At 68.0% G+C, this 23,580-nt stretch carries 19 protein-coding genes; 11 read left to right on the top strand and 8 right to left on the bottom strand.

The genetic code is table 11. From position 1 onward, the window contains the following. Nucleotides 1–132: 132 nt before the first annotated feature. Together AC07SQ_RS01540 and AC07SQ_RS01545 are read right to left on the bottom strand one after the other, a co-directional pair. Complete coding sequence (locus AC07SQ_RS01540) at nt 133–1,776, bottom strand: 3-(methylthio)propionyl-CoA ligase (RefSeq protein ID WP_070060678.1); 1,644 nt, start codon at nt 1,774–1,776, stop codon at nt 133–135. A gap of 117 nt (nt 1,777–1,893) precedes the next feature. Beyond that, nucleotides 1,894–3,732 carry a carboxylesterase/lipase family protein gene (locus AC07SQ_RS01545; protein WP_495271252.1) on the bottom strand — a complete coding sequence of 613 codons (1,839 nt, stop codon included), beginning with the start codon at nt 3,730–3,732 and terminating at the stop codon, nt 1,894–1,896. A 149-nt stretch (nt 3,733–3,881) separates the two neighbouring features. On the opposite strand from AC07SQ_RS01545, the gene AC07SQ_RS01550 reads away from it, so the two are divergent. The 6 genes from AC07SQ_RS01550 to AC07SQ_RS01575 all read left to right on the top strand — a co-directional run bounded on the left by AC07SQ_RS01550 (nt 3,882) and on the right by AC07SQ_RS01575 (nt 8,661). Then, complete coding sequence (locus AC07SQ_RS01550) at nt 3,882–4,973, top strand: AraC family transcriptional regulator (RefSeq protein ID WP_495271611.1); 1,092 nt, start codon at nt 3,882–3,884, stop codon at nt 4,971–4,973. A 73-nt stretch (nt 4,974–5,046) separates the two neighbouring features. After that, a complete protein-coding gene (locus tag AC07SQ_RS01555; RefSeq protein ID WP_495271251.1) occupies nt 5,047–6,528 on the top strand; it encodes a protein adenylyltransferase SelO in 1,482 nt (493 codons plus the stop codon). Continuing rightward, the gene (msrB, locus tag AC07SQ_RS01560) at nt 6,525–6,935 is read left to right on the top strand and encodes a peptide-methionine (R)-S-oxide reductase MsrB (protein ID WP_056580797.1); all 411 of its coding nucleotides are present in this window, start codon (nt 6,525–6,527) and stop codon (nt 6,933–6,935) included. The genes AC07SQ_RS01555 and msrB overlap by 4 nt, the downstream gene beginning before the upstream one ends. After that, nucleotides 6,932–7,471: a septation protein A gene (locus AC07SQ_RS01565; protein ID WP_062471286.1), complete on the top strand. Its 540-nt coding sequence runs from the start codon at nt 6,932–6,934 to the stop codon at nt 7,469–7,471. Before msrB ends, AC07SQ_RS01565 begins: the two co-directional genes overlap by 4 nt. Continuing rightward, nucleotides 7,468–7,746 carry a BolA family protein gene (locus AC07SQ_RS01570; protein WP_495271250.1) on the top strand — a complete coding sequence of 93 codons (279 nt, stop codon included), beginning with the start codon at nt 7,468–7,470 and terminating at the stop codon, nt 7,744–7,746. The genes AC07SQ_RS01565 and AC07SQ_RS01570 overlap by 4 nt, the downstream gene beginning before the upstream one ends. Nucleotides 7,747–7,875: 129 nt before the next feature. Then, nucleotides 7,876–8,661, top strand: a complete 786-nt coding sequence (locus tag AC07SQ_RS01575) for a peptidylprolyl isomerase (RefSeq protein ID WP_062471282.1) — start codon at nt 7,876–7,878, stop codon at nt 8,659–8,661. Nucleotides 8,662–8,710: 49 nt separating this feature from the next. Here AC07SQ_RS01575 and AC07SQ_RS01580 read toward each other — a convergent pair whose 3' ends face one another. Genes AC07SQ_RS01580 through AC07SQ_RS01590 form a run of 3 tightly spaced genes read right to left on the bottom strand, consistent with a single transcriptional unit; the run spans nt 8,711 to nt 11,796 of the window. Then, on the bottom strand, nt 8,711–9,697 hold the full coding sequence (locus AC07SQ_RS01580; protein ID WP_492696305.1) for a Bug family tripartite tricarboxylate transporter substrate binding protein: 987 nt from the start codon (nt 9,695–9,697) through the stop codon (nt 8,711–8,713). Nucleotides 9,698–9,734: 37 nt separating this feature from the next. Then, nucleotides 9,735–11,093, bottom strand: coding sequence for an amidase (locus tag AC07SQ_RS01585; protein ID WP_495271249.1), 1,359 nt, complete (start codon nt 11,091–11,093; stop codon nt 9,735–9,737). Nucleotides 11,094–11,109: 16 nt separating this feature from the next. Further along, nucleotides 11,110–11,796, bottom strand: coding sequence for a DUF2848 domain-containing protein (locus tag AC07SQ_RS01590; RefSeq protein ID WP_495271248.1), 687 nt, complete (start codon nt 11,794–11,796; stop codon nt 11,110–11,112). A 123-nt stretch (nt 11,797–11,919) separates the two neighbouring features. On the opposite strand from AC07SQ_RS01590, the gene AC07SQ_RS01595 reads away from it, so the two are divergent. Further along, complete coding sequence (locus AC07SQ_RS01595) at nt 11,920–12,603, top strand: GntR family transcriptional regulator (RefSeq protein WP_095745340.1); 684 nt, start codon at nt 11,920–11,922, stop codon at nt 12,601–12,603. A gap of 113 nt (nt 12,604–12,716) precedes the next feature. Here AC07SQ_RS01595 and purL read toward each other — a convergent pair whose 3' ends face one another. Beyond that, nucleotides 12,717–16,685 (bottom strand): phosphoribosylformylglycinamidine synthase, encoded by a 3,969-nt coding sequence (purL, locus tag AC07SQ_RS01600; protein ID WP_495271247.1) that lies wholly within the window; start codon nt 16,683–16,685, stop codon nt 12,717–12,719. Nucleotides 16,686–16,841: 156 nt separating this feature from the next. Here purL and map point away from each other — a divergent pair, with 156 nt between their 5' ends. Continuing rightward, nucleotides 16,842–17,666 (top strand): type I methionyl aminopeptidase, encoded by an 825-nt coding sequence (gene map / locus AC07SQ_RS01605; protein WP_062471267.1) that lies wholly within the window; start codon nt 16,842–16,844, stop codon nt 17,664–17,666. Nucleotides 17,667–17,688: 22 nt separating this feature from the next. Continuing rightward, nucleotides 17,689–20,298 (top strand): [protein-PII] uridylyltransferase, encoded by a 2,610-nt coding sequence (locus AC07SQ_RS01610; RefSeq protein ID WP_159276945.1) that lies wholly within the window; start codon nt 17,689–17,691, stop codon nt 20,296–20,298. 24 nt (nt 20,299–20,322) lie between these two features. Here the strand turns inward: AC07SQ_RS01610 and AC07SQ_RS01615 are convergent, their stop codons facing one another. Both AC07SQ_RS01615 and AC07SQ_RS01620 read right to left on the bottom strand, forming a co-directional pair. Then, nucleotides 20,323–20,667, bottom strand: a complete 345-nt coding sequence (locus tag AC07SQ_RS01615; protein WP_056580768.1) for a hypothetical protein — start codon at nt 20,665–20,667, stop codon at nt 20,323–20,325. A 53-nt stretch (nt 20,668–20,720) separates the two neighbouring features. Continuing rightward, nucleotides 20,721–21,353, bottom strand: a complete 633-nt coding sequence (locus AC07SQ_RS01620) for a LuxR C-terminal-related transcriptional regulator (protein WP_307638146.1) — start codon at nt 21,351–21,353, stop codon at nt 20,721–20,723. A 198-nt stretch (nt 21,354–21,551) separates the two neighbouring features. On the opposite strand from AC07SQ_RS01620, the gene AC07SQ_RS01625 reads away from it, so the two are divergent. After that, the gene (locus tag AC07SQ_RS01625) at nt 21,552–21,794 is read left to right on the top strand and encodes a helix-turn-helix domain-containing protein (RefSeq protein ID WP_495271246.1); all 243 of its coding nucleotides are present in this window, start codon (nt 21,552–21,554) and stop codon (nt 21,792–21,794) included. Between the two features lie 123 nt (nt 21,795–21,917). After that, nucleotides 21,918–23,573, top strand: a complete 1,656-nt coding sequence (gene pgm / locus AC07SQ_RS01630; protein WP_495271245.1) for a phosphoglucomutase (alpha-D-glucose-1,6-bisphosphate-dependent) — start codon at nt 21,918–21,920, stop codon at nt 23,571–23,573. Nucleotides 23,574–23,580: the final 7 nt, after the last annotated feature.

Here is a 23,580-nt window from a genome sequence, read left to right on the forward strand (position 1 = left end):
TCCTGGTTGAAAGGCGGGACGCCAGCGTACAAGCGCCCTTTTCTTCGCCGCACAGGGAATGCCCGGAAGGAAAGCCGCCGGGGCGGCCTTCCTATCGCGTGCGCGACAGTGCGGGTGGGCTTTGACCGTGCTTCAGAGGCCCGGCAGCTTGTAGTCCTTGAGCAGTTCGCGAAGCTTGGTCTTGAGGATCTTGCCGGTGGCGCCGATCGGGATGGCCTCGACGAACACCACGTCGTCGGGGATCTGCCACTTGGCGGTCTTGCCCTCGTAGAACTTCAGCAGCTCCTCGCGGGTGACTTCGGCGCCGGGCTTCTTCACGACGGCGATGATCGGGCGCTCGTCCCACTTGGGGTGGAACACGCCGATGCAGGCCGCCATGGCGATGGCCGGGTGCGCGACGGCGATGTTCTCGATGTCGATGGAGCTGATCCACTCGCCGCCGGACTTGATCACGTCCTTGCTGCGGTCGGTGATCTGCAGGTAGCCCTCGGCATCGATGGTGGCCACGTCGCCGGTGGGGAACCAGCCCCGGCCCGCGGCGTCGGCGACCAGCGGGTTGCCGCCCTCGCCCTTGTAGTACTCCTTGACGACCCAGGGGCCCTTGACCAACAGGTCGCCGTAGGCCTTGCCGTCCCAGGGCAGCTCGTCGCCGTTGCCGTCGACGATCTTCATGTCGACGCCGAAGATGGCGCGGCCCTGCTTCATGCGGATCTGCAGTTGCGCGTCGGCGGGCAGCGACAGGTGCTTGTTCTTCAACGTGCACAGCGTGCCCAGCGGGCTCATCTCGGTCATGCCCCAGGCATGCAGCACCTCGACGTTGTAGTTCTCCTGGAACGCCGTGATCATGGCCGGCGGGCAGGCCGAGCCGCCGATGACGGTGCGGTTCAGCTTGCTGAACTTCAGGCCGTTGGTCTGCATGTGGCCCAACATCATCTGCCACACGGTGGGCACGCCGGCCGCGAAGGTCACGCCTTCGGACTCGATGAGCTCGTACACCGACTTGCCGTCCAGCGACGGACCCGGGAACACGAGCTTGCAGCCCACCAGCGCGGCCGAGTACGGAATGCCCCAGGCGTTGACGTGGAACATCGGCACCACCGGCAGCACCGAGTCTTGCGCCGAGATGCGCATGACGTCGGGCAGCGCGGCGGCGTAGGCATGCAGCATGGTCGAGCGGTGGCTGTACAGCGCGGCCTTCGGGTTGCCCGTGGTGCCGCTCGTGTAGCACATGCTCGAGGCCGAGTTCTCGTCGAAGGTGGGCCAATCGTAGGTGGTGGACTGCGTGCCGATCCAGGCCTCGTAGCTCACGAGGTTGGGCACGCCGCTGTCGGCCGGCAGCTTGTCGGCATCACACAGTGCAACCCATTTCCGGATCGTGGGACAACGCGCATGCACCGCCTGCACCAGCGGCAGGAAGCTCAGGTCGAAGCACAGGATCTGGTCTTCGGCATGGTTGGCGATCCACGCGATCTGGTCGGGGTGCAGGCGCGGGTTGATGGTGTGCAGCACGCGGCCGCTGCCGCTCACGCCGTAGTACAGCTCCAGGTGGCGGTAGCCGTTCCAGGCCAGGGTGGCGATGCGGTCGCTGAACAGCAGCTGCTCGCCATCCAGCGCATTGGCCACCTGCCTGGCGCGCGATGCGATGTCGCTCCAGGTGCAACGGTGGATATCGCCCTCGACACGGCGCGAGACGATCTCGCCGTCGCCGTTGTGGCGCTCGACGAACTCGATCAGCGACGAGATCAAAAGCGGTTGGTCTTGCATCAAACCCAGCATCTACGGACTCCTATGTGAAATGACTTCAAAAAGCGTTGCGAACGAGAGATTCACGCAAGCTTCGGCCACTTGCACAATGACACAAACCCGCACTGCATGATTGAACGAAGCGGCTCTTCAAGGGACGTTCAGCGGCGTGATCTTTGCCGCCGTTGGCGTGGCATCCAGCAGCATCTGCGAAGGCCACGTTCCCCAGGTTGCACCGAGTTCGGGCGTGTTCGGATCGCCGTTGCGCATAAAGGCCCCGACGCTGGCCATGACGGCCTTCGACAGCGCCACGCGCCCCTTCTCGTTGGCCTTGCCGCCCATCACGTTGCTGAGCAGCGACCCCTCGAAGTTGCCGAACACGAACGGCAGGTCGAAGGCGTGCGCGGCGCCGTACACGTCGTTCCACGGCGCGGCCTCCTGCGACCAGTCGAGGCGGTAGTGCCAGATGTTCGACTGGCGCGTCTTCATGGTGTTGAGCAGGTTGTCGCGGTTGGCGCCGAACAGGCCCTTCGTGACGATGTCGGTCGCTGCGTTGTAGCCCGTGCCGGGAGTACCTACCGGAAGGTAGGATGCGTCGATGATTTCGTTCACCGTGAGCGTGGGGGCGGCGTCCGGATTGAAGTTGAACATCATCGAGAAGCGCTCGTCGTCCTTGACGATCCAGCCCGCCTTCAGGCCCGGGATGCCCAGCGATCCCAGCAGCGACGCAAAGAGCTTGCCTTCGTCGCGCGTGTTGCCCGCGAGCATGGGCACCTTGACGTACTTGTCGGCCGCGATCGCACCGATCGGGTCCGACGGCAGCACCGTGCCGTCGGGGATGGGCGCAACGGAACCCTGCCCGGCAGCAGTGACCTTGGTCAGCAGCGCCCCACCCTCCTGCGCACGCAGGTACTCGGCGATCTGCGCCGGCGAGCGCGTGCCGATATACACCTTGGCCGCCGCTTCATCGGCCACGGTGCCGTCGGCGACCAGCAGCTTTTCGAGGATCGTCTGGCCCTGCGTCAACGAGGCCGAAGCCGGCTGCAGCGTCGGCAGCGTCCCGGGCGGCAGATTGGTCTTGAGCGAAATGCCACCGCTCATCTCGAAGGCCTTGTGGAACAGGCCCTTGGCCATCGGCGAGGTCATCACCGCCAGCAGGTTGGTCGCGCCGGCCGATTCGCCCGACAGCGTGACGTTGCCCGGGTCGCCGCCGAAGTTGGCGACGTTGCCCTGGATGAAGCGCAGTGCCGCCATGTTGTCCAGCAGCGCGAAGTTGCCCGAGTCGTCGCCCGCCGTGCCGCCCGGCCGCAGCTGCGGCATGTTCAAAAAGCCCAGGATACCCAGCCGGTAGCTGGCGGTGATGACCACCGCGTTGGTGGCCTTGGCCAGCGCCGCGCCGTCGTACAGCGGATCGGCCGTGTAACCCGAAATGTTGCTGCCGCCATGGATGAACAGCAGCACCGGCAGGTTCTTCTCGGTGGTGGCCGGACGCCAGATGTTGACGAACAGGCAGTCTTCGCTGCCGACCGGCTTGCCCAGATTGGTGCCGATGGTGGCGTCGTAGGTGTTGCTGGTGCCAGGGCTGAAGATCCGGCCGATCTGCAGGCAGGCGTTGCCGAAGGCCTTGGCCGGGCGGATGCCGGTCCAGGCTTCGGGCTCGACCGGTGCGCGCCAGCGCAGTGCGCCGACCGGCGGCTGGGCGAACGGAACACCCTTCCAGGACCAGGTGCCATTCCTGGCGCTGTCGTCCGTGCCCTCGACCTTGCCGGCTGTGGTCTGGCGCACCATCGGACCGTCGGCGGCGGGCGCCGGAGCGGGCGCGGGTGCCGGAGCCGGCGGCAACACGGGAAAGGCGGTCGCCCCCGACGAGCCGCCGCCGCAGGCCGCGAGCGCCGCCGCCGCGGCCAGCGTGGCCACGGTGGCGATGGCGCGCGCCATCGCCGTCTGTCCTGCCGCACCCTGGTTTTGTGCTGTTGTCGTTGTCTTCATGTTTTGTCTCCACACCGGGTTAATCGGAATTCCTGGCTCGGCGCGCGGCACCCATACTCCGGGCCGCCGTGCACTGGAAAAATTCTAGGAACCGGCCCTGTTTTCACCGCTATCGCAAGCGAGCCAATCGAATGACTTCAGAAGCCTCCCTGCCGCGCCATTCGCGCCGGCCGTCGCGCCGCCCCGGATGTCCGCAGCCGGAGTCGCGCACCAGTTCGGCCGCGTGGCTGGAAGGCGTGCTGTCGATGTTCCAGGCCGAGGGGCTGCACGTGCCCTCGCTGCTGCGCGACGCCGGTTTCGATCCTGACTCCCTGCACCGCCAGAACGCCCGCTTCCCGGTCGACGAGATCTCGGTGCTGTGGCAGGTGGCCGTGGCGCATGCCGGGCGGCCCACGCTGGGCCTGGACCGCGACCTGGCCGCCACGCACAGCAAGCTGGGCACCGTGGGCCACGCCATGGCCTGCAGCCCCACCCTGGGCGCGGCGCTCACGCGGCTCACGCGCTACATGGCCGTGATCTCCGACGCCACCGCGTTCTCGCTGCAGTCCGACGCGCGCGGCTGCTGGATGGTCATGGAGCACACCGGCGGCAGCCTGCCGATCCCGCGCCAGCGCGTCGAGTACGCCCTGCTGACCGTGCTCATGCAGTGCCAGTGGCTCACGCGGCGCGAGCTGCAGCCGCTGGCCATGGAGTTCGTCTACCCGCCGCCGGCCAACGACCGGCTGCACCGCGAGGCCTTCGGCTGCGAGATCCGCTTCAACGCGCCCGCCAACCGCGTGCTGCTGTCGTCGGCCGACATGACCATGCCGCTGCCCACCCACCACCCGGCGCTGGGCGAGATGCAGGAGCACCTGCTCGACGACCAGCTCAACCTGCTGGGACAGACCACCACCGCCAGCCTGGTGTGCGCCGAGATCGCGCGCCGGCTGCAGCACGGCGAGCCGCGCCGCCAGGACGTGGCCTCGGGCCTGGGGCTGGCCGACCGCACGCTGCAGCGCCGCCTGCAGGAGGAGTCGGTGTCGTTCCAGGCACTGCTCGACCGCACCCGCCGCGAACTCGCCAAGCAGTACCTGGCCGAACAGCGCCACACGCTCGCGGACGTGGCCGACCGGCTGGGCTTCGTGGACGTCAGCAACTTCTTTCGCGCCTGCAAGCGCTGGTTCGGCCTGCCGCCGGCCCAGTACCGCGCCAGCCTCGCGCTCGACGGCGCCGGCGCGCTGCGCGGCGCGCTGCTGAACTGAGCGGCGACGCCCGCCCCACGCGCCCGATGGCCTCAACGGCCTGGGGTTTCGCGCGCTGCCGGACAATCCGGGCATGAGCTTGTTAGCCGAAGACACCCCGGTCGCCGACCTGGGCCTGCGTTGGAAGCCCGGCTTCTCGACGCTGGGCCCCGCCTTTTTCACCGAATTGCGCCCCACGCCGCTGCCCGACCCGTACTGGGTCGGCCACAGCGACGCCGTGGCGCGCGAGCTGGGCTTGCCGCCCGGCTGGCGCGAGTCGGACGCCACGCTGGCCGCGCTCACTGGCAGCCTGCCGGTCGTCGGCACGCGGCCTTTCGCCACGGTCTACAGCGGCCACCAGTTCGGCGTCTGGGCCGGGCAATTGGGCGACGGACGCGCGATCCTGCTCGGCGAGACCGAGGGCGGGCTCGAGGTGCAACTCAAGGGCGCGGGCCGCACGCCCTACTCGCGCGGCGGCGACGGCCGCGCCGTGCTGCGCTCGAGCATTCGCGAGTTCCTGTGCAGCGAGGCCATGCACGGCCTGGGCATTCCGACCACGCGCGCGCTGTGCGTGACCGGCTCCGACGCCCGCGTGCGCCGCGAAGAGCTGGAAAGCGCTGCCGTCGTGACCCGCGTGGCGCCCAGCTTCATCCGCTTCGGCCACTTCGAGCACTTCGCCGCCAACCAGCGCGAAGACGAGCTGCGCGCGCTGGCCGACTACGTCATCGACCGCTACTACCCCGAATGCCGCGCCACCGCGCGCTTCAACGGCAATGCCTACGCCGCCTTCCTCGAGGCCGTGAGCGAGCGCACTGCTGCCCTGCTCGCCCAGTGGCAGGCCGTGGGCTTCTGCCACGGGGTGATGAACACCGACAACATGAGCATCCTCGGGCTCACCATCGACTACGGCCCATTCCAGTTCCTCGACGGCTTCGACCCGCGCCACATCTGCAACCACAGCGACACCCAGGGCCGCTACGCCTTCAACCAGCAACCCAACGTCGCCTACTGGAACCTGTTCTGCCTGGCGCAGGCACTCTTGCCGCTGATCGGCGACCAGGAAATCGCCGTGGCCGCGCTGGAGTCGTACAAGACCGTGTTCCCCAACGCCTTCGAAGACCGCATGCGCGCCAAGCTGGGCCTGGCCACGCCCGCCGAGGGCGACCGCGCGCTCATCGAGGGCGTGCTCAAGCTGATGGCCGCCGAGAAGGTCGACCACACCATCTTCTGGCGCCGCCTGTCGAATCACATGGCGGACGGCAACGTCGAGCCGGTGCGCGACCTGTTCCTCGACCGGGCCGGCTTCGATGCCTGGATGCTCTCTTTTTCGGAGCGCCATGCACAATCGCAGCGCGCCGAAGCGGCAAAATTGATGCTGCAGTCGAACCCCAAGTTCGTGCTGCGGAACCACCTGGGCCAACAGGCCATCGAAGCCAGTCAGCAAAAGGACCATGCGGGTGTGGCAACCTTGCTGACGCTGCTCCAAACCCCATGTGAAGAACACCCCGGTGCCGACGACTACGCCGGCTTCCCGCCCGACTGGGCCTCCACGATCGAAATCAGCTGCTCCTCATGACCACGCCCGTACAGAAAACCGACGCCGAATGGAAAGCCCTGCTCGCTGAGAAGGGTGCCGAACCCGCCGCCTTCGAGGTGACGCGCCACGCCGCCACCGAACGCCCCTTCACCGGCAAGTACGAAGCCCACTGGGACGACGGCACCTACCACTGCATCTGCTGCGGCGCCAAGCTGTTCGAAGCGGCCACCAAGTTCGACGCCGGCTGCGGCTGGCCCAGCTTCTCCGAAGAAGCCGTGCCCGGCGCCATCCGCAACATCGTCGACCGCTCGCACGGCATGGTGCGCACCGAGAACGTGTGCGCCAATTGCGGCGCCCACCTGGGCCACGTGTTCCCCGACGGCCCCACCGAAACCGGCCTGCGCTACTGCATGAACTCGGCGTCGCTCGACTTCCACAAGAAATGAAACTGCTCCTCGACTTCTTTCCGATCCTGCTGTTCTTCGGCGCCTACAAGTTCGCCGACATCTACACCGCCACCGGCGTGCTGATGGCCGCCACCGTGGTGCAGATGGCCGTCATCTACGCCATGGAACGCAAGCTGCAGGCGATGCAGAAGGCCACGCTGGTACTGATCCTGCTGTTCGGCACGCTCACGCTGGTGCTGCACGACGACCGCTTCATCAAGTGGAAGCCCACGGTGCTGTACGGCGCCATGGCCGTCGCGCTGGCGGTGGCGCTGTGGGCGCTGAAGAAGAACTTCCTGAAGATGCTGCTGGGCGCACAGCTCGAGCTGCCCGAGCGCATCTGGGGTCGGCTGAACGTGGCGTGGATCGGCTATTGCCTGTTCATGGCACTGATCAACGGCTACGTGGCGGCCTACTTCACGACCGAGGCCTGGGTCAACTTCAAGCTCTGGGGCTATGTGTTCCCGATCGTCTTCCTGGTGGCGCAGGGTCTGTACATCGCGCCGCACCTCAAGGAAGACAAGCCGACCGCATGACGACCACCACCATCCCCCTGCCCACCGTGGCCGCACTCGAGACGGCGCTGCGCGCATCGCTTTCGCCCACGCAGCTCGAAGTGATCGACGAAAGCGCCGCCCACGCGGGCCATGCGGGTGCCAACGCCGAGGGCTACGGCACGCATTTCCGGGTGCGCATCGCCTCCCCGCTGTTCGACGGAAAGCCCCGCGTGGCGCGGCATCGGCTTGTGTATGATGCCCTCCAAGTTTTTATCGCACAGGGTCTGCACGCCATCGCCATCGAGGTGCTCTGAGTCGTCCAATCGGTTGCTTGCCGCGTTCGCCGCGGCCGCCCACCCTCTCCTTCTTTTCTCCTGATTCCTGCTTTCTTTCCCGCGCCTTTTCCTACACGCGCATTTCCTCTCCAGCCTGATATTCATTTCATGAAAAAACACATCTTGCAGGCCGTTGCGGCCGCAGCGCTGATCGGTGCACTCCCCCTGTCGGCCCTGGCGCAGAACGCAGCCATCGTGAACGGCAAGCCGGTGCCCAAGGCCCGCATGGACGTCCTGGCCCAGCAGCTGGCTGCCGCCGGCCGCCCGGTGACGCCCGAGATGCAAAGCCAGCTGCGCGAGGAAATCGTGGCGCGCGAAGTGTTCATGCAGGAAGCGCAAAAGCAAGGCCTGGACGCCACCGAGGACTACAAGAACCAGCTCGAACTCGCGCGCCAGGCCATCCTGATCCGCGCGCTGTTCGAGAACTACCGCAAGACCAACGCGGTGTCCGACGCCGACGTGAAGGCCGAGTACGACAAGTTCGTGGCAGCCAACGGCGGCAAGGAATTCAAGGCCCGTCACATCCTGGTCGAGACCGAAGACCAGGCCAAGAAGATCATGGCCGACCTGAAGAAGGGCGCCAAGTTCGAAGACATCGCCAAGAAGCAGAGCAAGGACCCGGGATCGGGCGCCAACGGCGGCGACCTCGACTGGGCCAATCCCGCCAGCTTCGTGCCCGAGTTCTCAGAAGCGATGATCAAGCTCAAGAAGGGCGAGACCACCCCTGCCCCGGTCAAGACCCAGTTCGGCTACCACATCATCCGCGTCGACGACATCCGCCAGGCCCAACTGCCGAAGCTGGAAGAAGTGAAGCCGCAGATCACGCAGCAGCTGCAGCAGCAGCGCCTGCAGAAGTACCAGGAAGACCTGCGCGCGAAGGCCAAGGTCGAGTAAGCCTGCGGCCCATCGCCCAGAAAAAAGCCCCGCAATCGCGGGGCTTTTTTCATTGCGGCGTGATGTTGAAGTCTTTCACGAACCGGGCGTAGTCGTTCGACTCCTTGCGCACGAAACTTGTGAAGTCCGCCGTCGAGCCGCCGATGACCTCGAGGCTGAGGTCGGTGAACTGCTTTTGCGTGTCGGCGTTCTTGAGCAGCGCCTGCACCTGCTCGTTGAGCTTGGCGATGATCGGTGCCGGCGTTCCGGCCGGCGCCACCAAGCCGACCCAGCCCATGAAGCGATAGCCCGGCACGCCGGACTCGGCCACCGTCGGCACGTCGGGCAAGGTCGAAACGCGCTTGTCGCCCGTGACCGCCAGCGCCTTCAGCTTGCCGCTCTTGGCGTAGGGCACGGCGGTCGGCGAGGTTTCGAACATCATGTCGATCTGCCCACCGACGAGGTCGGACAGCGCGGGCGCCCCGCCCTTGTAGGCCACGTTGAGCAGATCGGTGCCGGTCATCTGCATGAAGCGGCGCGCGGCCACGTCCTGCGGGCCGCCGACGCCCGAGGTGCCGACGCTGAGCTTGCCGGGGTTGGCCTTGGCATAGGCCACCAGCTCGCCGACGTTCTTGAACGTCCACTTGGGATTCATGATGAGCACGTTGGGCTGGTCGGCCACGCGGATCACGGGCGCCAGGTCCTTGATCGGGTCGTAGGGCAGCTTCGCGAACATGTGCCCGTTGGAGGCCAGGCCGGTGTGCACCATCAGCAAGGTGTAGCCGTCCTTGGGCGCCTTGGCGACGTAGTCCATGCCGATGTTGCCGCTGGCGCCGGGGCGGTTGTCCACCAGCACGGGCTGGCCCAGCGCCGTCGAGAGCTTCTGGCCGACCAGGCGCGCCGTCATGTCGATGCTGCCGCCCGGTGGGAACGGCACGACCATGCGGATCGGCTTGGACGGATAGGCATCCTGCGCATGGGCGGCGGGCACGATGCACGCCAGGCCGGCGGCAAGACAGGCAAGCGAGGCGAGCGGGAAACGGAAGCGCTGGGTCATGAGGTTCTCCGGAGTTTCTTGAGGGTGGGCAGACGGGTCAATCGGCAGTGGCGCGCAGGGTGCGTTCGATGTCGGCGGCCCACGCGAGCAGCGCGGCGTCACGCATCGGCAGGCCAGCAAGGCTCAGGCCCACGGGCGCTTCGCCGGCCGCGTGGCAGGGCAAGGAGATGGCGCAGCCGTCCATGAAGTTGACGATGGAGGGGTTGCGCAGCATCGCGGCGTTGACGGCGACGTACTGCGTCTCGTCGACTTCGAGGGCGTCGATGCGCGGCGCCACCAGCGGCACGGTCGGCATGAGCCAGCCGTCGAATTCGCCCAGGCGCGCGGCCACGCAGCGCTGCCAGTCGGCCCGCTGCGCCTGCAGCGTGAGGTAGGCGCGCGCCGTGAAGTCCTTGCCGCGCAGGATGCGGCTGAGCACGCGCGGGTCGTAGCCGCTGCCGCTGCGCTCGATCAGTTCGGCGTGCCACGCCCATGACTCGGCGGCGCTGAAGCCGCCTGCGGCGTTGATGGCAGCGAGCTCGTCGAACTCGGGCGCCGCCAGTTCGACCAGCTGCGCGCCGGCGGCCGAGAGGCGCTGCAGCGCACGTTGAAAGGTTGCAGCGACGTGCGCGTCCATGCCGTCCTGCACCAAGGTGGTCGGCACCGCGAAGCGCGCCTGGCGCAGGCGCAGCGCACGGGGCGCCTCGGACACGCCGGAGAGCACCGCATCCATGGCCACGCAGCCGGCCACGTCGAGCGCCATCACGCCGACTGCATCGAGGCTGTGCGACAGCGGCACGAGCCCGGTGCCGGGCATGCGGCGCGCCGTCGGCTTGAAGCCGGTGATGCCGCACAGCGCCGCCGGAATGCGCGCCGAGCCGCCCGTGTCGCTGCCGACGCTGGCGACGCACATGCCGTCGGCCACCGCCACGGCCGCGCCCGAGGACGAGCCGCCGGGAATGCGTCGCTCGCCGCGTTGCCACGGATTGGCCGGCGTCCCGTAGTGCGGATTGAGGCCGAGGCCGGAGTACGCGAACTCGGTCATGTTGGTCTTGCCCACCAGCACCGCGCCGGCCGCCAGCAGGCGCCGCACGGCCTCGGCGTCGTGCGCGGCGGGTGGCGCGTCGCGCAGCACGACGGAACCGGCGGTCGTCGTTTCGCCTGCCACGTCGAACAGGTCCTTGACCGAGACCGGCAGGCCTTCGAGCGGCGAGCGCACGACGCCGGCTTCGCGCAGGCTGTCGGAGGCGCGCGCCAGGTGCTGGGCGCGGCCTGCCAGCACGCGCGTGAAGGTGCGCGCGCCTTCGCCGGCAGGGTCGGCGATGCGTTGCAGCGCCGATGCGGTTAGCGCGGCGGAGGTGGTGCGGCCTGCGGCCAGGTCGGCGCGGGCGGCTTCGAGGGAGATCGCGGCGGGCATGTGCGGTCCTCGTGCGTCAGGCGACGATCGGCAGCGAGACCGCGCGGTACTCGTGCGTGATGCGGCGGCCCGTGTGCTCGTCCACCAGCTCCATGCGAAAGCGCGCCGCCGGGCGGATGCCGCCGATGGCGCCGACCGTGCCGCAGGTCATCGCGAAGCCGTCGGCCGGCTCGCCGTCGGCGGCGGCACAGCGCGCCAGCAGATCGGCCGGCGGGCGCAGCGCGGCGAGCGTGCCTTCCTGGTACAGGCGCCATTCACCGCCCTCCTCGATCCACGAACGCAGCACCAGCGTGTCCCAGCGGTCCTGCACGTCGGCCAGCCGCCAGGCGGTGCGCGCCACGGGCTTCACGCAGATCTGCTTGGACAGCGCCACGCTGTGCGCTTCCAGCGCGCGGTCGGTGTGGTCCGAGCCGATCGAGACGAAGAACTCGCCCCCGTGCAGGAACAGCAGTGGCTCGACCTCGCCCGAGGTGTCGGCCCCCACCACCTGCACGACGTTGGCCTGGCTCAGCTGCTGGGTGGCCACCCGGTAGAACAGCGGCACGGTGCTGGGCGCGGGCACGCCCAGCTCGGCGAGTTCCTCGATGTGGTGCTCGATGGCGGCGGTGTCGCGCCCGGTCCAGCCGGCGATCACGAGGTGCCGGGCCTCGAAGCTCAGCGTTTGCGGGGCATTCCCCTCGGGAAGTTCGAAAGACAGTTTCATGGGTGGCAGCTCTATTGAAGTTCCAGTGAAATTTCACAACGATATTACAGTGAGTCCACAGAAACTTCAAAGGGATTTCCCGCAGGTACCATCGGGGAACTCCACCATGACCCTCCCGCCCCGATGAACGCAGCCACGCCCGCCCGCAAAGCCCCCGTCCGGCGGCCCGAAGCAGCCATCTCCCTCAACGAGACGGCCTACCTGCGCCTGAAGGAAGCCCTGGTGACCCTGGCCTACAAGCCCGGGGAATACCTCAACACCGCCCAGGTGATGGAGCGGCTGGGCGTGGGCCGCACGCCGGTGAACCAGGCGCTGCACCGCCTGTCGGCCGAGGGCCTGGTCCGCATCATTCCGCGCAAGGGCGCGATGGCTTCGCCGCTGTCGATCAACGACGCGCTGGAGCTGATCGAGGTCCGGCTGGTGAACGAGGTGCTGTGCATGCGCCTGGCCGCAGCGGCCATCACCGAGGCCGAGCTGGCCGAGCTGCAGGCCATCGCCGAGCAGTTCGAAGCGGCGGCGCAGCGGCGCGATGCGATGTCGGTGATGAACCTGGACCGCCTCTTCCACGAAAAGATCGCGGCGGCGGCGCGCAACGCGATGCTGCAGGACATCCTGAGCGTGCTGCATGCGCGCTCGCAGCGCTTCTGGGCGATCTCACTGGCCGCCGAGGGGCACCTCGCCGAGGTGATCGAGGAACACCGCACCATCGTCGCCACGCTGCAGCGGCACGACGCCGATGCAGCGGCCGAAGCGGCGAAGACGCATGTGCTGTCGTTCAAGGCGTCGATGCTGAACAGCCAGCGTTGATTGACGGCGCTTCAGGCGCATCGACCCCCAATGAAAAATGCCCTCCAGACCCGAGCCTGGAGGGCATTTTTTTGACCTGATTCAGGCCGCTTGCACGGCCTGAGGGCGCCCGATCAACCCACCCACTTGCGCGCGTTGCGCCAGATCTGCATCCACGGGCTCAGTTCGCTCTTGTCGCCCGAGGTCCAACTCATCTGGATGTTGCGGAACACGCGCTCCGGGTGCGGCATCACGGCCGTGAAGCGGCCGTCCGGCGTGGTGACCGAGGTCAGACCGCCGGCGCTGCCGTTCGGGTTGAACGGGTATTGCTCGGTCGGCTGGCCGTGGTTGTCCACGAAGCGCATCGCGCCGATGGCCTTGGCCGCGTCGCCGCGGTGCTTGAAGTTGGCATAGCCCTCGCCGTGCGCCACCGCGATCGGCAGGCGGCTGCCGGCCATGCCCGCGAAGAAGATGCTGGGCGACTCGAGCACCTCGACCATCGACAGGCGCGCCTCGAAACGCTCGCTCTGGTTGGTGGTGAAGCGCGGCCAGGCTTCGGCGCCCGGGATGATGTCGGCCAGTTCGGCAAACATCTGGCAGCCGTTGCACACGCCCAGGCCGAAGGTGTCGGCGCGACCGAAGAAGGTCTTGAACTGCTCGGCCAGCTTCGGGTTGAAGGTGATGCTGCGCGCCCAGCCGATGCCCGCGCCCAGCGTGTCGCCGTAGCTGAAGCCGCCGCAGGCGACCACGCCCTTGAACGCGGCCAGGTCCGCCCTGCCCGTCTGCAGGTCGGTCATGTGGACGTCGAAGGCTTCGAAGCCGGCTTCGGTGAAGGCATAGGCCATCTCGACGTGCGAGTTGACGCCCTGCTCGCGCAGGATCGCGACCTTGGGGCGCGACTGCAGGATGGCCGGTGCCACCGGGGCGTTCGGCAGGAACACATGCATGCCCGGGTCGTTCGGCACGCCGGCCGCGGCGTGCTCGGCATCGGCGCAGGCCGGGTTGTCGCGCTCGCGGGCGATCTTCCAGCTGACCGAATCCCACACCTGGTGCAGGTCGTGCAGCGAGGCGCTGAACACCGACTTGGCATCGCGCCAGACTTCGAGCTTGCCCTTGCCGGCGTCCATGGCCGAGCTGGCCGGGCGCGTCTTGCCGACGAAGTGGCTGTGCGTGCTCAGGCCGTGGGCGCGCAGCACCTGCATCACGTCGTTGCGCTCGGCGGTGCGCACCTGCAGCACCATGCCCAATTCTTCGTTGAACAGCGCCTTGAGCGTGAGCTCTTCGCGGCGCGCGCTGACCTGCTGCGCCCAGTTCTTGGCGTCGCCGGTTTCCATGCGGCTGTCGGAAATGCCGTCGCCTTCGGTGACGAGCATGTCGACGTTCAGCGCCACGCCGACGTGGCCCGCAAAGGCCATTTCGCAGGCGGTGGCGAACAGGCCGCCGTCGCTGCGGTCGTGCATCGCGAGGATCTTGCCGTCGGCGCGCAGCGCGTTCACGGCGTTGACCAGCGCGACCAGCTGCGCCGGGTCGTCGAGGTCGGGCACGGTGTCGCCGCTCTGGTCGAGCGTCTGCGACAGGATGCTGCCGGCCATGCGGTGCTGGCCACGGCCGAGGTCAATGAGCACGAGCGTGGTGTCGTCTTCGGTGGCGTCGAGCTGCGGCGTGAGCGTGCCGCGCACGTCGGCCAGCGAGGCGAAGGCGGTGACGATCAGGCTGACCGGCGACGTGACCTTCTTGGCGTCGCCGTTGTCCTTCCACTGCGTGCGCATCGACAGCGAATCCTTGCCGACCGGAATCGACACGCCCAGGGCCGGGCACAGCTCCAGGCCCACGGCCTTGACGGTTTCGTACAGCGCAGCGTCTTCGCCGGGTTCGCCACAGGCGGCCATCCAGTTGGCCGACAGCTTGACGCGCGAGAGCTCGATCGGCGCGGCCAGCAGGTTGGTGATGGCCTCGGCGACAGCCATGCGGCCCGAAGCCGGCGCATCGAGTGCGGCCAGCGGCGTGCGCTCGCCCATGCTCATCGCTTCGCCGGCGAAGCCCTTGTAGTCGGCCAGCGTCACGGCGCAATCGGCCACCGGCACCTGCCACGGGCCGACCATCTGGTCGCGATGCGTCAGGCCACCCACGCTGCGGTCGCCGATGGTGATGAGGAAGCGCTTGGAGGCCACGGTCGGGTGCGCGAGCACGTCGATGGCGGCCTTCTGCAGGTCGACGCCCGTGAGGTCGAGCGGCTTGAAGCTGCGGGCGACGGTCTTCACGTCGCGGTGCATCTTGGGCGGCTTGCCCAGCAGCACGTCCATGGGCATGTCGACCGGCTGCACCGCCGCGCCTTCGTCGACCACCAGCAGCTGGCGCTCTTCGGTCGCCACGCCGACCACCGAGAACGGGCAGCGCTCGCGCTCGCAGAAGGCCTTGAACTGCTCAAGCGACTCCGGCGCGATGGCCAGCACGTAGCGCTCCTGGCTTTCGTTGCACCAGATTTCCTTGGGCGCCATGCCCGACTCTTCGAGCGGCACGGCGCGCAGGTCGAAGCGCGCGCCGCGGCCGGCGTCGTTGGTCAGCTCGGGGAAGGCATTGCTCAGGCCGCCGGCGCCCACGTCGTGGATCGCCAGGATCGGGTTGGCCGCGCCCTGCTGCCAGCAGTGGTTGATGACCTCCTGCGCACGGCGTTCGATTTCGGGGTTGCCGCGCTGCACCGAGTCGAAGTCGAGCTCGGCCGCGTTGGCGCCGGTCGCCATCGAGCTGGCGGCGCTGCCGCCCATGCCGATGCGCATGCCGGGGCCGCCGAGCTGGATCAGCAGCGAGCCGGCCGGGAACAGGATCTTCTTGGTCTGGGTGGCGTCGATGCTGCCCAGGCCGCCCGCGATCATGATGGGCTTGTGGTAGCCGCGCTGCACGGTGTCGAGGTCGCTCGTCACCGCCTGCTCGTATTCGCGGAAGTAGCCCAGCAGGTTGGGACGTCCGAATTCGTTGCTGAATGCGGCGCCGCCCAGCGGGCCCTCGGTCATGATCTGCAGCGGGCTGGCGATGTGCTCGGGCTTGCCGTAGTGGCCCTCTTCCGGCCAGAGCTTCGACACGGTGAAGCCGGTCAGGCCCGCCTTGGGCTTGGAGCCGCGGCCGGTGGCGCCTTCGTCGCGGATCTCGCCGCCCGCGCCGGTCGAGGCGCCCGGGAACGGGGAAATGGCCGTCGGGTGGTTGTGCGTCTCGACCTTCATCAGCACATGGCTCAGGGCGCTATCTTTTTGATAGCTCTGCGAGCCTTCGACGGGAATGAAGCGCTCGATGGTCGCGCCTTCCATCACCGAAGCGTTGTCCGCATAGGCGATCACCGTGTGCTGCGGGTTCTGCTTCTCGGTGTGGCGGATCATCGAGAACAGGCTCTGGGGCTGGGCCACGCCGTCGATGGTGAAGTTGGCGTTGAAGATCTTGTGGCGGCAGTGCTCGCTGTTGGCCTGCGCGAACATCATCAGTTCGACGTCGCTGGGGTTGCGGCCCAGGCGGGTGAAGGCTTCGACGAGGTAGTCGATTTCGTCCTCCGCCAGCGCCAGGCCGAAGCCGGTATTGGCCGCCACCAGGGCGTCGCGCCCGCCCGTTTGCACGTCGACCTGCGCCATCGGCTGGGCCGGCAGCTCGCTGAACAGGCTGGCCGCCTGCTCGACGGTGGCCAGCACCGATTCGGTCATGCGGTCATGCAGCGGGCCGGCCACGGCGGCCAGAGCGTCGCCCTCGAGCACGGGGGCCTTGCCGATCAGCGGCGCCTTGAGCTTCAGGTGGTACTGGGTGACGCGCTCCACGCGGCGCAGCGCCAGGCCGCAGTTGTGGGCGATGTCGGTGGCCTTGGAGGCCCAGGGCGACACGGTGCCCAGGCGGGGCGTGACGACCACCGAGGCACTCGCCTTGGCTGCCGGGGCCTCGAAGGGCTCGCCGTAGGTCAGCAGCGCGGCAAAGCGCTCGCGGTCGGCGTCGCCCAGCGACGCATCGGTGACCACCAGGTGCACGAAACGGGCCGAAATGCCCTCGATGCGCGGCTCGATGGCCTGCAGCTTCGGCAGCAATTGCCGTGCACGGAAGTCGCTGAGTGCGCTGCCGCCCTCGAACATGGTTACGACAGGAAGGGCTTGAGGTGCGGGCTGCGTCACGGTCGATGGGGCCTCGGGGGGCGCGTTGGAAATCAAGGAATCGAGGCGGATGGCCGCTGACTGGGGTCATCCGCGTTAACCCGGAATTTTAGCTTGCCGAATGGGATAATTCGGGGCATGAGCATTACCTACAAAGACGCCGCAGGCATCGAAGCCATGCGGGTCGCCTGCCGCCTCGGGTCCGAGGTGCTGGACTACCTCACGCCCTTCATCAAGCCCGGCATCACGACCAACGACGTGGATCGGCTGGCCGCCGAGTACATGGTCAAGCAGGGCACCACCTCGGCCACGGTGGGCTACATGGGCGCCAGCAGCGTGCCGTTCCCGAAGTCGCTGTGCACCTCGGTGAACCACGTGGTGTGCCACGGCATTCCCAATGACAAGCCCCTGAAGAAGGGCGACATCATGAACGTCGACGTCACCGTCATCAAGGACGGCTGGTTCGGCGACAACAGCCGCATGTTCGTGATCGGCGACGCCTCCATTGCCGCCAAGCGCCTGTGCAACGTCACCTTCGAGGCCATGTGGCACGGCATCCTGCAGGTGCGCCCCGGCGCCCACCTGGGCGATGTGGGGCATGCGATCCAGAAGTTCGCCGAGGGCCAGGGCTTCTCGATCGTGCGCGAGTTCTGCGGCCACGGCGTGGGCCAGCGCTTCCACGAAGAACCCCAGGTGCTGCACTACGGCCGCCCGGGCACCATGGAAGAGCTCAAGCCCGGCATGATCTTCACCATCGAGCCGATGATCAACGCCGGCAAGCGCGACGTGAAGGAAGACTTCAAGGGCGGCCAATACGACGGCTGGACCATCGTCACGCGCGACCATTCGCTGTCGGCCCAGTGGGAGCACACGGTGCTCGTCACCGAGACCGGCTACGAGGTGCTGACGCTCTCCGAAGGCAGCCCCCCGCTGCCGGCCTTCGTCACCTCCACCAAAACCTGACGCGCCCCAGCGCGCCCCCGCCGTGATCGAAGCAGCCAAGATCGACGTGGCGACGCTGCGCGAAGCCTATCGCGCGAAAAAGCTCGCCCTTTTCGACACCCTGCGCTTCGCACGCGCGCCCACCCGCAGCGTCCACACGGTGCTGCGCCAGCTCTCGGCGCTGGCCGACCAGACGCTCACTGCGCTGTGGAACGAAGCCGGCTTCGGCGACGCCTTCGCGCTGGCCGCGGTGGGCGGCTACGGGCGCGGCGAGCTGTTTCCGTACTCCGACGTCGACGTGCTGCTGCTGCTGCCGCCCGAGGGCCAGGACAGCGGCGTCGAGCCGGCCCGCATCGAGGCCTTCATCGGCCAGTGCTGGGACGCCGGCCTCGAGATCGGCTCCAGCGTGCGCACGCTCGAGGAGTGCCTGGACGAGGCCGCCAAGGACATCACAGTCCAGACCTCGCTGCTCGAATCGCGCCTGATCACGGGCGACAAGAAGCTCTTTGCGGCCTTTCGCCGCCGCTTCACCCAGGCCATCGACCCGCAGGCCTTCTTCGTGGCCAAGTCGCAGGAAATGCGGCACCGCCACCAGAAGTTCGACAACACGCCCTACGCGCTCGAGCCCAACTGCAAGGAATCGCCCGGCGGCCTGCGCGACCTGCAGACCATCCTCTGGATGAGCAAGGCCGCCGGCTTCGGCAGCCGCTGGGACGACCTGGCCAAGAACGGCCTGGCCACGCCCTTCGAGGCACAGCAGATCAAGCGCAACGAAGCCCTGCTCTCGCTCATCCGCGCCCGCCTGCACGTGATCGCCAACCGGCGCGAAGACCGGCTGGTGTTCGACCTGCAGACCGCCGTGGCCGCGAGCTTCGGCTACGAGAGCGAGTCGCAGCGCAAGTCGAGCGAAGCGCTGATGCGCCGCTACTACTGGGCGGCCAAGGCGGTGTCGCAGCTCAACCAGATCCTGCTGCTCAATATTTCGGAGCGGCTGCAGCCCATCGACGAGCAGCCCACGACCATCAACGAGCGCTTCTACGAGCGCGCCGGCCTGATCGAGATCGCCAGCGACGACCTGTACGAGCGCGAGCCGCACGCGGTGCTCGAGACCTTCCTGCTGTACCAGAAGACCATCGGCGTGAAGGGCCTGTCGGCGCGCACGCTGCGTGCGCTGTACAACGCGCGCCATGTCATGGACAGCAAGTTCCGCAACGACCCGGTCAACCACGTGACCTTCATGCGGATCCTGCAGCAGCCCTACGGCATCACGCATGCCTTCCGGCTCATGAACCAGACCTCGGTGCTGGGACGCTACCTGCGCGTGTTCCGCAGCATCGTGGGGCAGATGCAGCACGACCTGTTCCACGTGTACACGGTCGACCAGCACATCCTGATGGTGCTGCGCAACGTGCGCCGCTTCTTCATCGCCGAGCATGCGCACGAGTACCCGGGCTGCTCGCAGCTCGCGGCCGGCTGGGACAAGCCCTGGATTCTTTACGTCGCCGCCCTCTTCCACGACATCGCCAAGGGCCGCGGCGGCGACCACTCCACGCTCGGCGCGCGCGACGTGCAGCGCTTCTGCAAACAGCACGGCATCGCCCGCGAAGACGCCAAGCTCATCGAGTTCCTCGTGGCCGAGCACCTGGTGATGAGCCAGGTCGCACAAAAGCAGGACCTGGGCGATCCCGAGGTCATCGGCGCGTTTGCCAAGCGCGTGGGCAACGAGCGTTACCTCACGGCGCTGTACCTGCTGACGGTGGCCGACATCCGCGGCACCTCGCCGCGCGTGTGGAATGCCTGGAAGGGCAAGCTGCTCGAGGACCTGTACCGCTTCACGCTGCGCGCCCTGGGCGGGCGCATGCCCGACCCGGACGCCGAGGTCGAGGCCCGCAAGCGCGAGGCGCTGGTGCTGCTCGCCCTGCACGCCCAGCGCTTCGAGGCGCACAAGGCGCTGTGGGACACGCTCGACGTCGGCTACTTCATGCGCCACGACGCCACCGAGATCGCCTGGCACGCCAAGCAGCTGTCGCGCTTCGTGCCGCCGAAGAACGTGCCCATCGACCCGAAGGCGCTGCCCATCGTGCGCGCGCACCTGTCGCCGGTGGGCGAAGGGCTGCAGGTGGTGGTCTACACGCCCGACCAGTCCGACCTGTTCGCGCGCATCTGCGGCTATTTCGACCAGGCCTCGTTCAGCATCCTCGACGCCAAGGTCCACACCACGAGCAATGGCTACGCGCTCGACACCTTCCAGGTGGTGACGACCTTCCAGCCCGACCACTACCGCGACCTGATCAGCATGGTCGAGACCGGCCTGGCGCAAACGCTCACCGAAGCCGGCGCCCTGCCCGCCCCCAGCATGGGGCGCGTGTCACGCCGGGTACGCAGTTTTCCGATCAAGCCACGCATCAGCCTCGTGCCCGACGACAAGGCGCAGCGCTGGCTGCTCAGCATCTCGGCCAGCGACCGTGCGGGCCTGTTGTATTCGGTGGCGCGCGTGCTCGCGCGGCATCACCTGAACCTGCAGCTGGCGAAGGTGACGACCCTGGGCGAACGGGTGGAAGACACCTTCCTGATCAGCGGGCCGGAACTGCAAGGCCAGAAGACGCAGCTGGCCATCGAGACCGACCTGATGGAGGCGCTGGCCTCCCAGTGAGGCCGCTGAATGGGCGTGTGCGGCTCAGCCGCAGTACGCGCCGAGGATGCGACCCGTGGGATCGACCTGCGCGTTGAGCCGCGTCGCGTCCTGGGCCGGGTCGGCCGGTGCCGTGGCCGGCACGGTGCGGGCGGTTTTCGCGCCGGCGCGCTGGCGCATTTCTTCGAGCAACGGACGCGTCGCCTGCATGCCGAGCGCAAAGCGCACTTCCGGGGCCTGGCAACTTTCGGGCGGCGGCGCAAAGCTCGGCGGCGCCGGCACTTCGGAGGTGAGCGGCCGGTCCTTGGGCGGGGCCTCGCAGCCCGCGAGCACCGCAGCCAGGGCCGCAGCCGTCAGAAGAAACCCGTGCCGGCCAAACGTCATGCGCATCTTGTCTTGCTCCTTGAAACCAGCCTGAAGCTTAGCCGCCCGCGGTGGCCCGCTCATGACCCCTTGCGCTGCAGCGGCGACAACAGCCCCAGGCGGATGCCCGTGATCACGGCCTCGGTGCGATTGTGCACACCCAGTGCCTGGAACAAGGTGCCGATGTACTCCTTCACCGTGTGCTCGGACAGGCCGAGCTCGCGCGCGATCGACTTGGTCGGCAGCCCGCGCGCCAGGCCGTGCAGCGTGTCGGTCTGGCGCGGGCTGAGCGTCGGCCTGGCGGTGCTCTTCGGCCCCAGGTGCAGGATTTCCTGCGGCAGGTAGACCTCCCCCGCCAGCACGGTCTCGAAGGCCCGCTTCAGGAAATCGGCCGGCATGCTCTTGGGCACGAAGCTCATGGCGCCCGCCTCCAGGCAACCGCGGATGATGTCGACATCGGTCGAGGCCGACACCACCACGGCCGCGATGTCGGGCGCGGCCGCCTTCAGGCGCACCAGCGCATCCAGGCCGTACTCGCCCCGCAGTTCGAGATCGAGCAGGCAGATCGCCAGGTCGGGATGGCGCAGCGCCAGGGCGCAGGCCTCGTCGACCGTGGCGGCTTCGAAGATTTCGGCGCTGCGCTCCATGCTCTCCAGCAGCATGCGCAGGCCCGCGCGAAACAACGCGTGGTCGTCCAGCGTCATCACTTTCATGGCACACCCCCTTCGGCCTTTCTGGCCGATATGCACCCTCATTCTGACGCTGGCGCACACGGGTGCAGCCGCCGCGCGTCGGAACTAGATCACCCTCCATGCAAAAAACTACCAGCCCCTGCGAAGGAGGGGTTGGGTGCCTGGCGCGTTTCGAGGAAATTCAGAGCCGACCGCTGTTGTCGCCAAAGGGGGCCGACCATGAACGCCAGCTTTCAAGACCGCCTGATCTCGCTCGTCGCCGAATCGCAGCCTCAATGGAAATCCGAGCTCGCCCGACAGTGCGGCGTCAGCGCCCCCACCGTGATCCGCTGGCTCACCGACCGCCACAGCTGCGCAGGCACCCTGCACCTGCACGCGATCGCCGCGTACTTCGAGGTGCCGGCCCGGTGGCTGGCCACGGGCGACGGCCCGGAGCGGGTCCGCACGCGGCGCTCACATTGAAAGGGTTGTAAGCGGCCCTCTGTGAACGGGCGCGCAGGCGGCAGGCCGGTCCCGCCCATGGCGTATGCTGAAAGGCCGCGCACGGCACCGCCGGCGCGCTCCCTTTCATCACCCGCTTTCGACATGAGCACCTCTTCCCATCCCCTCGCGGGCCAGCCGGCCCCGTCTGATCTGCTGGTGGACGTGCCGCGCCTCGTCTCGGCCTACTACACCGGTCGCCCCGATCCGGCCGTGCCCAGCCAGCGCGTGGCCTTCGGCACCTCGGGACATCGCGGCTCTTCGTTCGACGACGCCTTCAACGAATGGCATGTGCTGGCGATCAGCCAGGCCATCTGCGACTACCGCAAGCAGCAAGGCATCGACGGCCCGCTGTTCCTGGGCATCGACACGCACGCGCTGTCCACGCCCGCCTTCGCCAGCGCGGTCGAGGTGCTGGCGGCCAACGGCGTCGAGCTGATGCTGTCGAAGGACGACGAGTACACGCCCACGCCGGCCGTGTCCCACGCCATCCTGGTCTACAACCGCGGACGCACCAGCGGCCTGGCCGACGGCATCGTGATCACGCCCTCGCACAACCCGCCCGAAAGCGGCGGCTTCAAGTACAACCCGCCGAACGGTGGCCCCGCGGGCACCGACATCACCTCCGCCGTCGAAGCCGCCGCCAACAAGATGCTGGCGAACAAGCTCGAAGGCGTGAAGCGCATGCCGCTGGCGCAGGCGCTGAAGGCGTCCACCACGCACCGCCACGACTACCTGAACACCTACGTCGAAGACCTGGCCCAGGTGCTCGACATGGACGCGATCCGCGGCGGCACCATCGATCTGGGCGTCGATCCGCTGGGCGGTGCCGGCGTGCACTACTGGCCCGCCATTGCCGCGCGCTACAAGCTCCAGCGCCTGAACGTGCTGAGCCAGGCGGTCGACCCGACCTTCCGCTTCATGTCGCTCGACTGGGACGGCCGCATCCGCATGGACCCGTCGTCGCCCGATGCGATGCACGGGCTGGTCGCGCTGAAAGACCGCTTCGGCATCGCCTTCGCCTGCGACACCGACCACGACCGCCATGGCGTGGTCACGCGCAGCGCGGGCCTGATGCAGCCGAACAACTACCTCGCGGTGATGGTCGACTACCTCTTCACGCACCGCCCGCACTGGCCCGCGCAGGCAGCCGTTGGCAAGACGGTGGTCAGCAGCCGCATGATCGATCGCGTGGCGGCGCAGCTGGGCCGCCCGCTGTACGAAGTGCCGGTGGGCTTCAAGTGGTTCGTCGACGGTCTGGTCGACGGCTCGCTGGGCTTCGGCGGCGAGGAAAGCGCGGGCGCCACCTTCCTGCGCCACGACGGCAGCGCCTGGACCACCGACAAGGACGGCATCGTGCCCGCCCTGCTCTCGGCCGAGATCGCCGCGCGCACGGGTCGCGACCCCGGCGAGCGCTTCACCGAGCTGACGCAGGCGCTGGGGCGCCCCGTGTCCGACCGCGTCGACGCGCCCGCCACGCCCGAGCAGAAGAAACGCCTGTCGGCCCTGTCGCCGCAGCAGATCACCTCGACCACGCTGGCGGGCGAGAAGATCGAGAACGTGCTGAGCCACGCCCCGGGCAACGGTGCGGCCATCGGCGGCGTGAAGGTCGTCACCGAGAACGGCTGGTTCGCCGCGCGGCCGTCGGGCACGGAGAACATCTACAAGATCTACGGCGAGAGCTTCCTCGGCGACGACCACCTTGCGCGCATCCTCGGCGAGGCGCAGCAGGTGGTCGACAAGGCGCTGTCGGCGAGCTGACGCAAGG

Source organism: Variovorax sp. GW821-FHT06D12, from assembly GCF_059419205.1.

Bases quoted from the DNA above. Each gene is read 5' to 3' on its own strand.
- AC07SQ_RS01540 (WP_070060678.1), bottom strand. From the start codon at position 1,776: ATGCTGGGTTTGATGCAAGACCAACCGCTTTTGATCTCGTCGCTGATC.
- AC07SQ_RS01545 (WP_495271252.1), bottom strand. From the start codon at position 3,732: ATGAAGACAACGACAACAGCACAAAACCAGGGTGCGGCAGGACAGACG.
- AC07SQ_RS01555 (WP_495271251.1), top strand. From the start codon at position 5,047: ATGAGCTTGTTAGCCGAAGACACCCCGGTCGCCGACCTGGGCCTGCGT.
- msrB (WP_056580797.1), top strand. From the start codon at position 6,525: ATGACCACGCCCGTACAGAAAACCGACGCCGAATGGAAAGCCCTGCTC.
- AC07SQ_RS01565 (WP_062471286.1), top strand. From the start codon at position 6,932: ATGAAACTGCTCCTCGACTTCTTTCCGATCCTGCTGTTCTTCGGCGCC.
- AC07SQ_RS01570 (WP_495271250.1), top strand. From the start codon at position 7,468: ATGACGACCACCACCATCCCCCTGCCCACCGTGGCCGCACTCGAGACG.
- AC07SQ_RS01575 (WP_062471282.1), top strand. From the start codon at position 7,876: ATGAAAAAACACATCTTGCAGGCCGTTGCGGCCGCAGCGCTGATCGGT.
- AC07SQ_RS01580 (WP_492696305.1), bottom strand. From the start codon at position 9,697: ATGACCCAGCGCTTCCGTTTCCCGCTCGCCTCGCTTGCCTGTCTTGCC.
- AC07SQ_RS01585 (WP_495271249.1), bottom strand. From the start codon at position 11,093: ATGCCCGCCGCGATCTCCCTCGAAGCCGCCCGCGCCGACCTGGCCGCA.
- AC07SQ_RS01590 (WP_495271248.1), bottom strand. From the start codon at position 11,796: ATGAAACTGTCTTTCGAACTTCCCGAGGGGAATGCCCCGCAAACGCTG.
- AC07SQ_RS01595 (WP_095745340.1), top strand. From the start codon at position 11,920: ATGAACGCAGCCACGCCCGCCCGCAAAGCCCCCGTCCGGCGGCCCGAA.
- purL (WP_495271247.1), bottom strand. From the start codon at position 16,685: ATGTTCGAGGGCGGCAGCGCACTCAGCGACTTCCGTGCACGGCAATTG.
- map (WP_062471267.1), top strand. From the start codon at position 16,842: ATGAGCATTACCTACAAAGACGCCGCAGGCATCGAAGCCATGCGGGTC.
- AC07SQ_RS01615 (WP_056580768.1), bottom strand. From the start codon at position 20,667: ATGCGCATGACGTTTGGCCGGCACGGGTTTCTTCTGACGGCTGCGGCC.
- AC07SQ_RS01620 (WP_307638146.1), bottom strand. From the start codon at position 21,353: ATGAAAGTGATGACGCTGGACGACCACGCGTTGTTTCGCGCGGGCCTG.
- AC07SQ_RS01625 (WP_495271246.1), top strand. From the start codon at position 21,552: ATGAACGCCAGCTTTCAAGACCGCCTGATCTCGCTCGTCGCCGAATCG.
- pgm (WP_495271245.1), top strand. From the start codon at position 21,918: ATGAGCACCTCTTCCCATCCCCTCGCGGGCCAGCCGGCCCCGTCTGAT.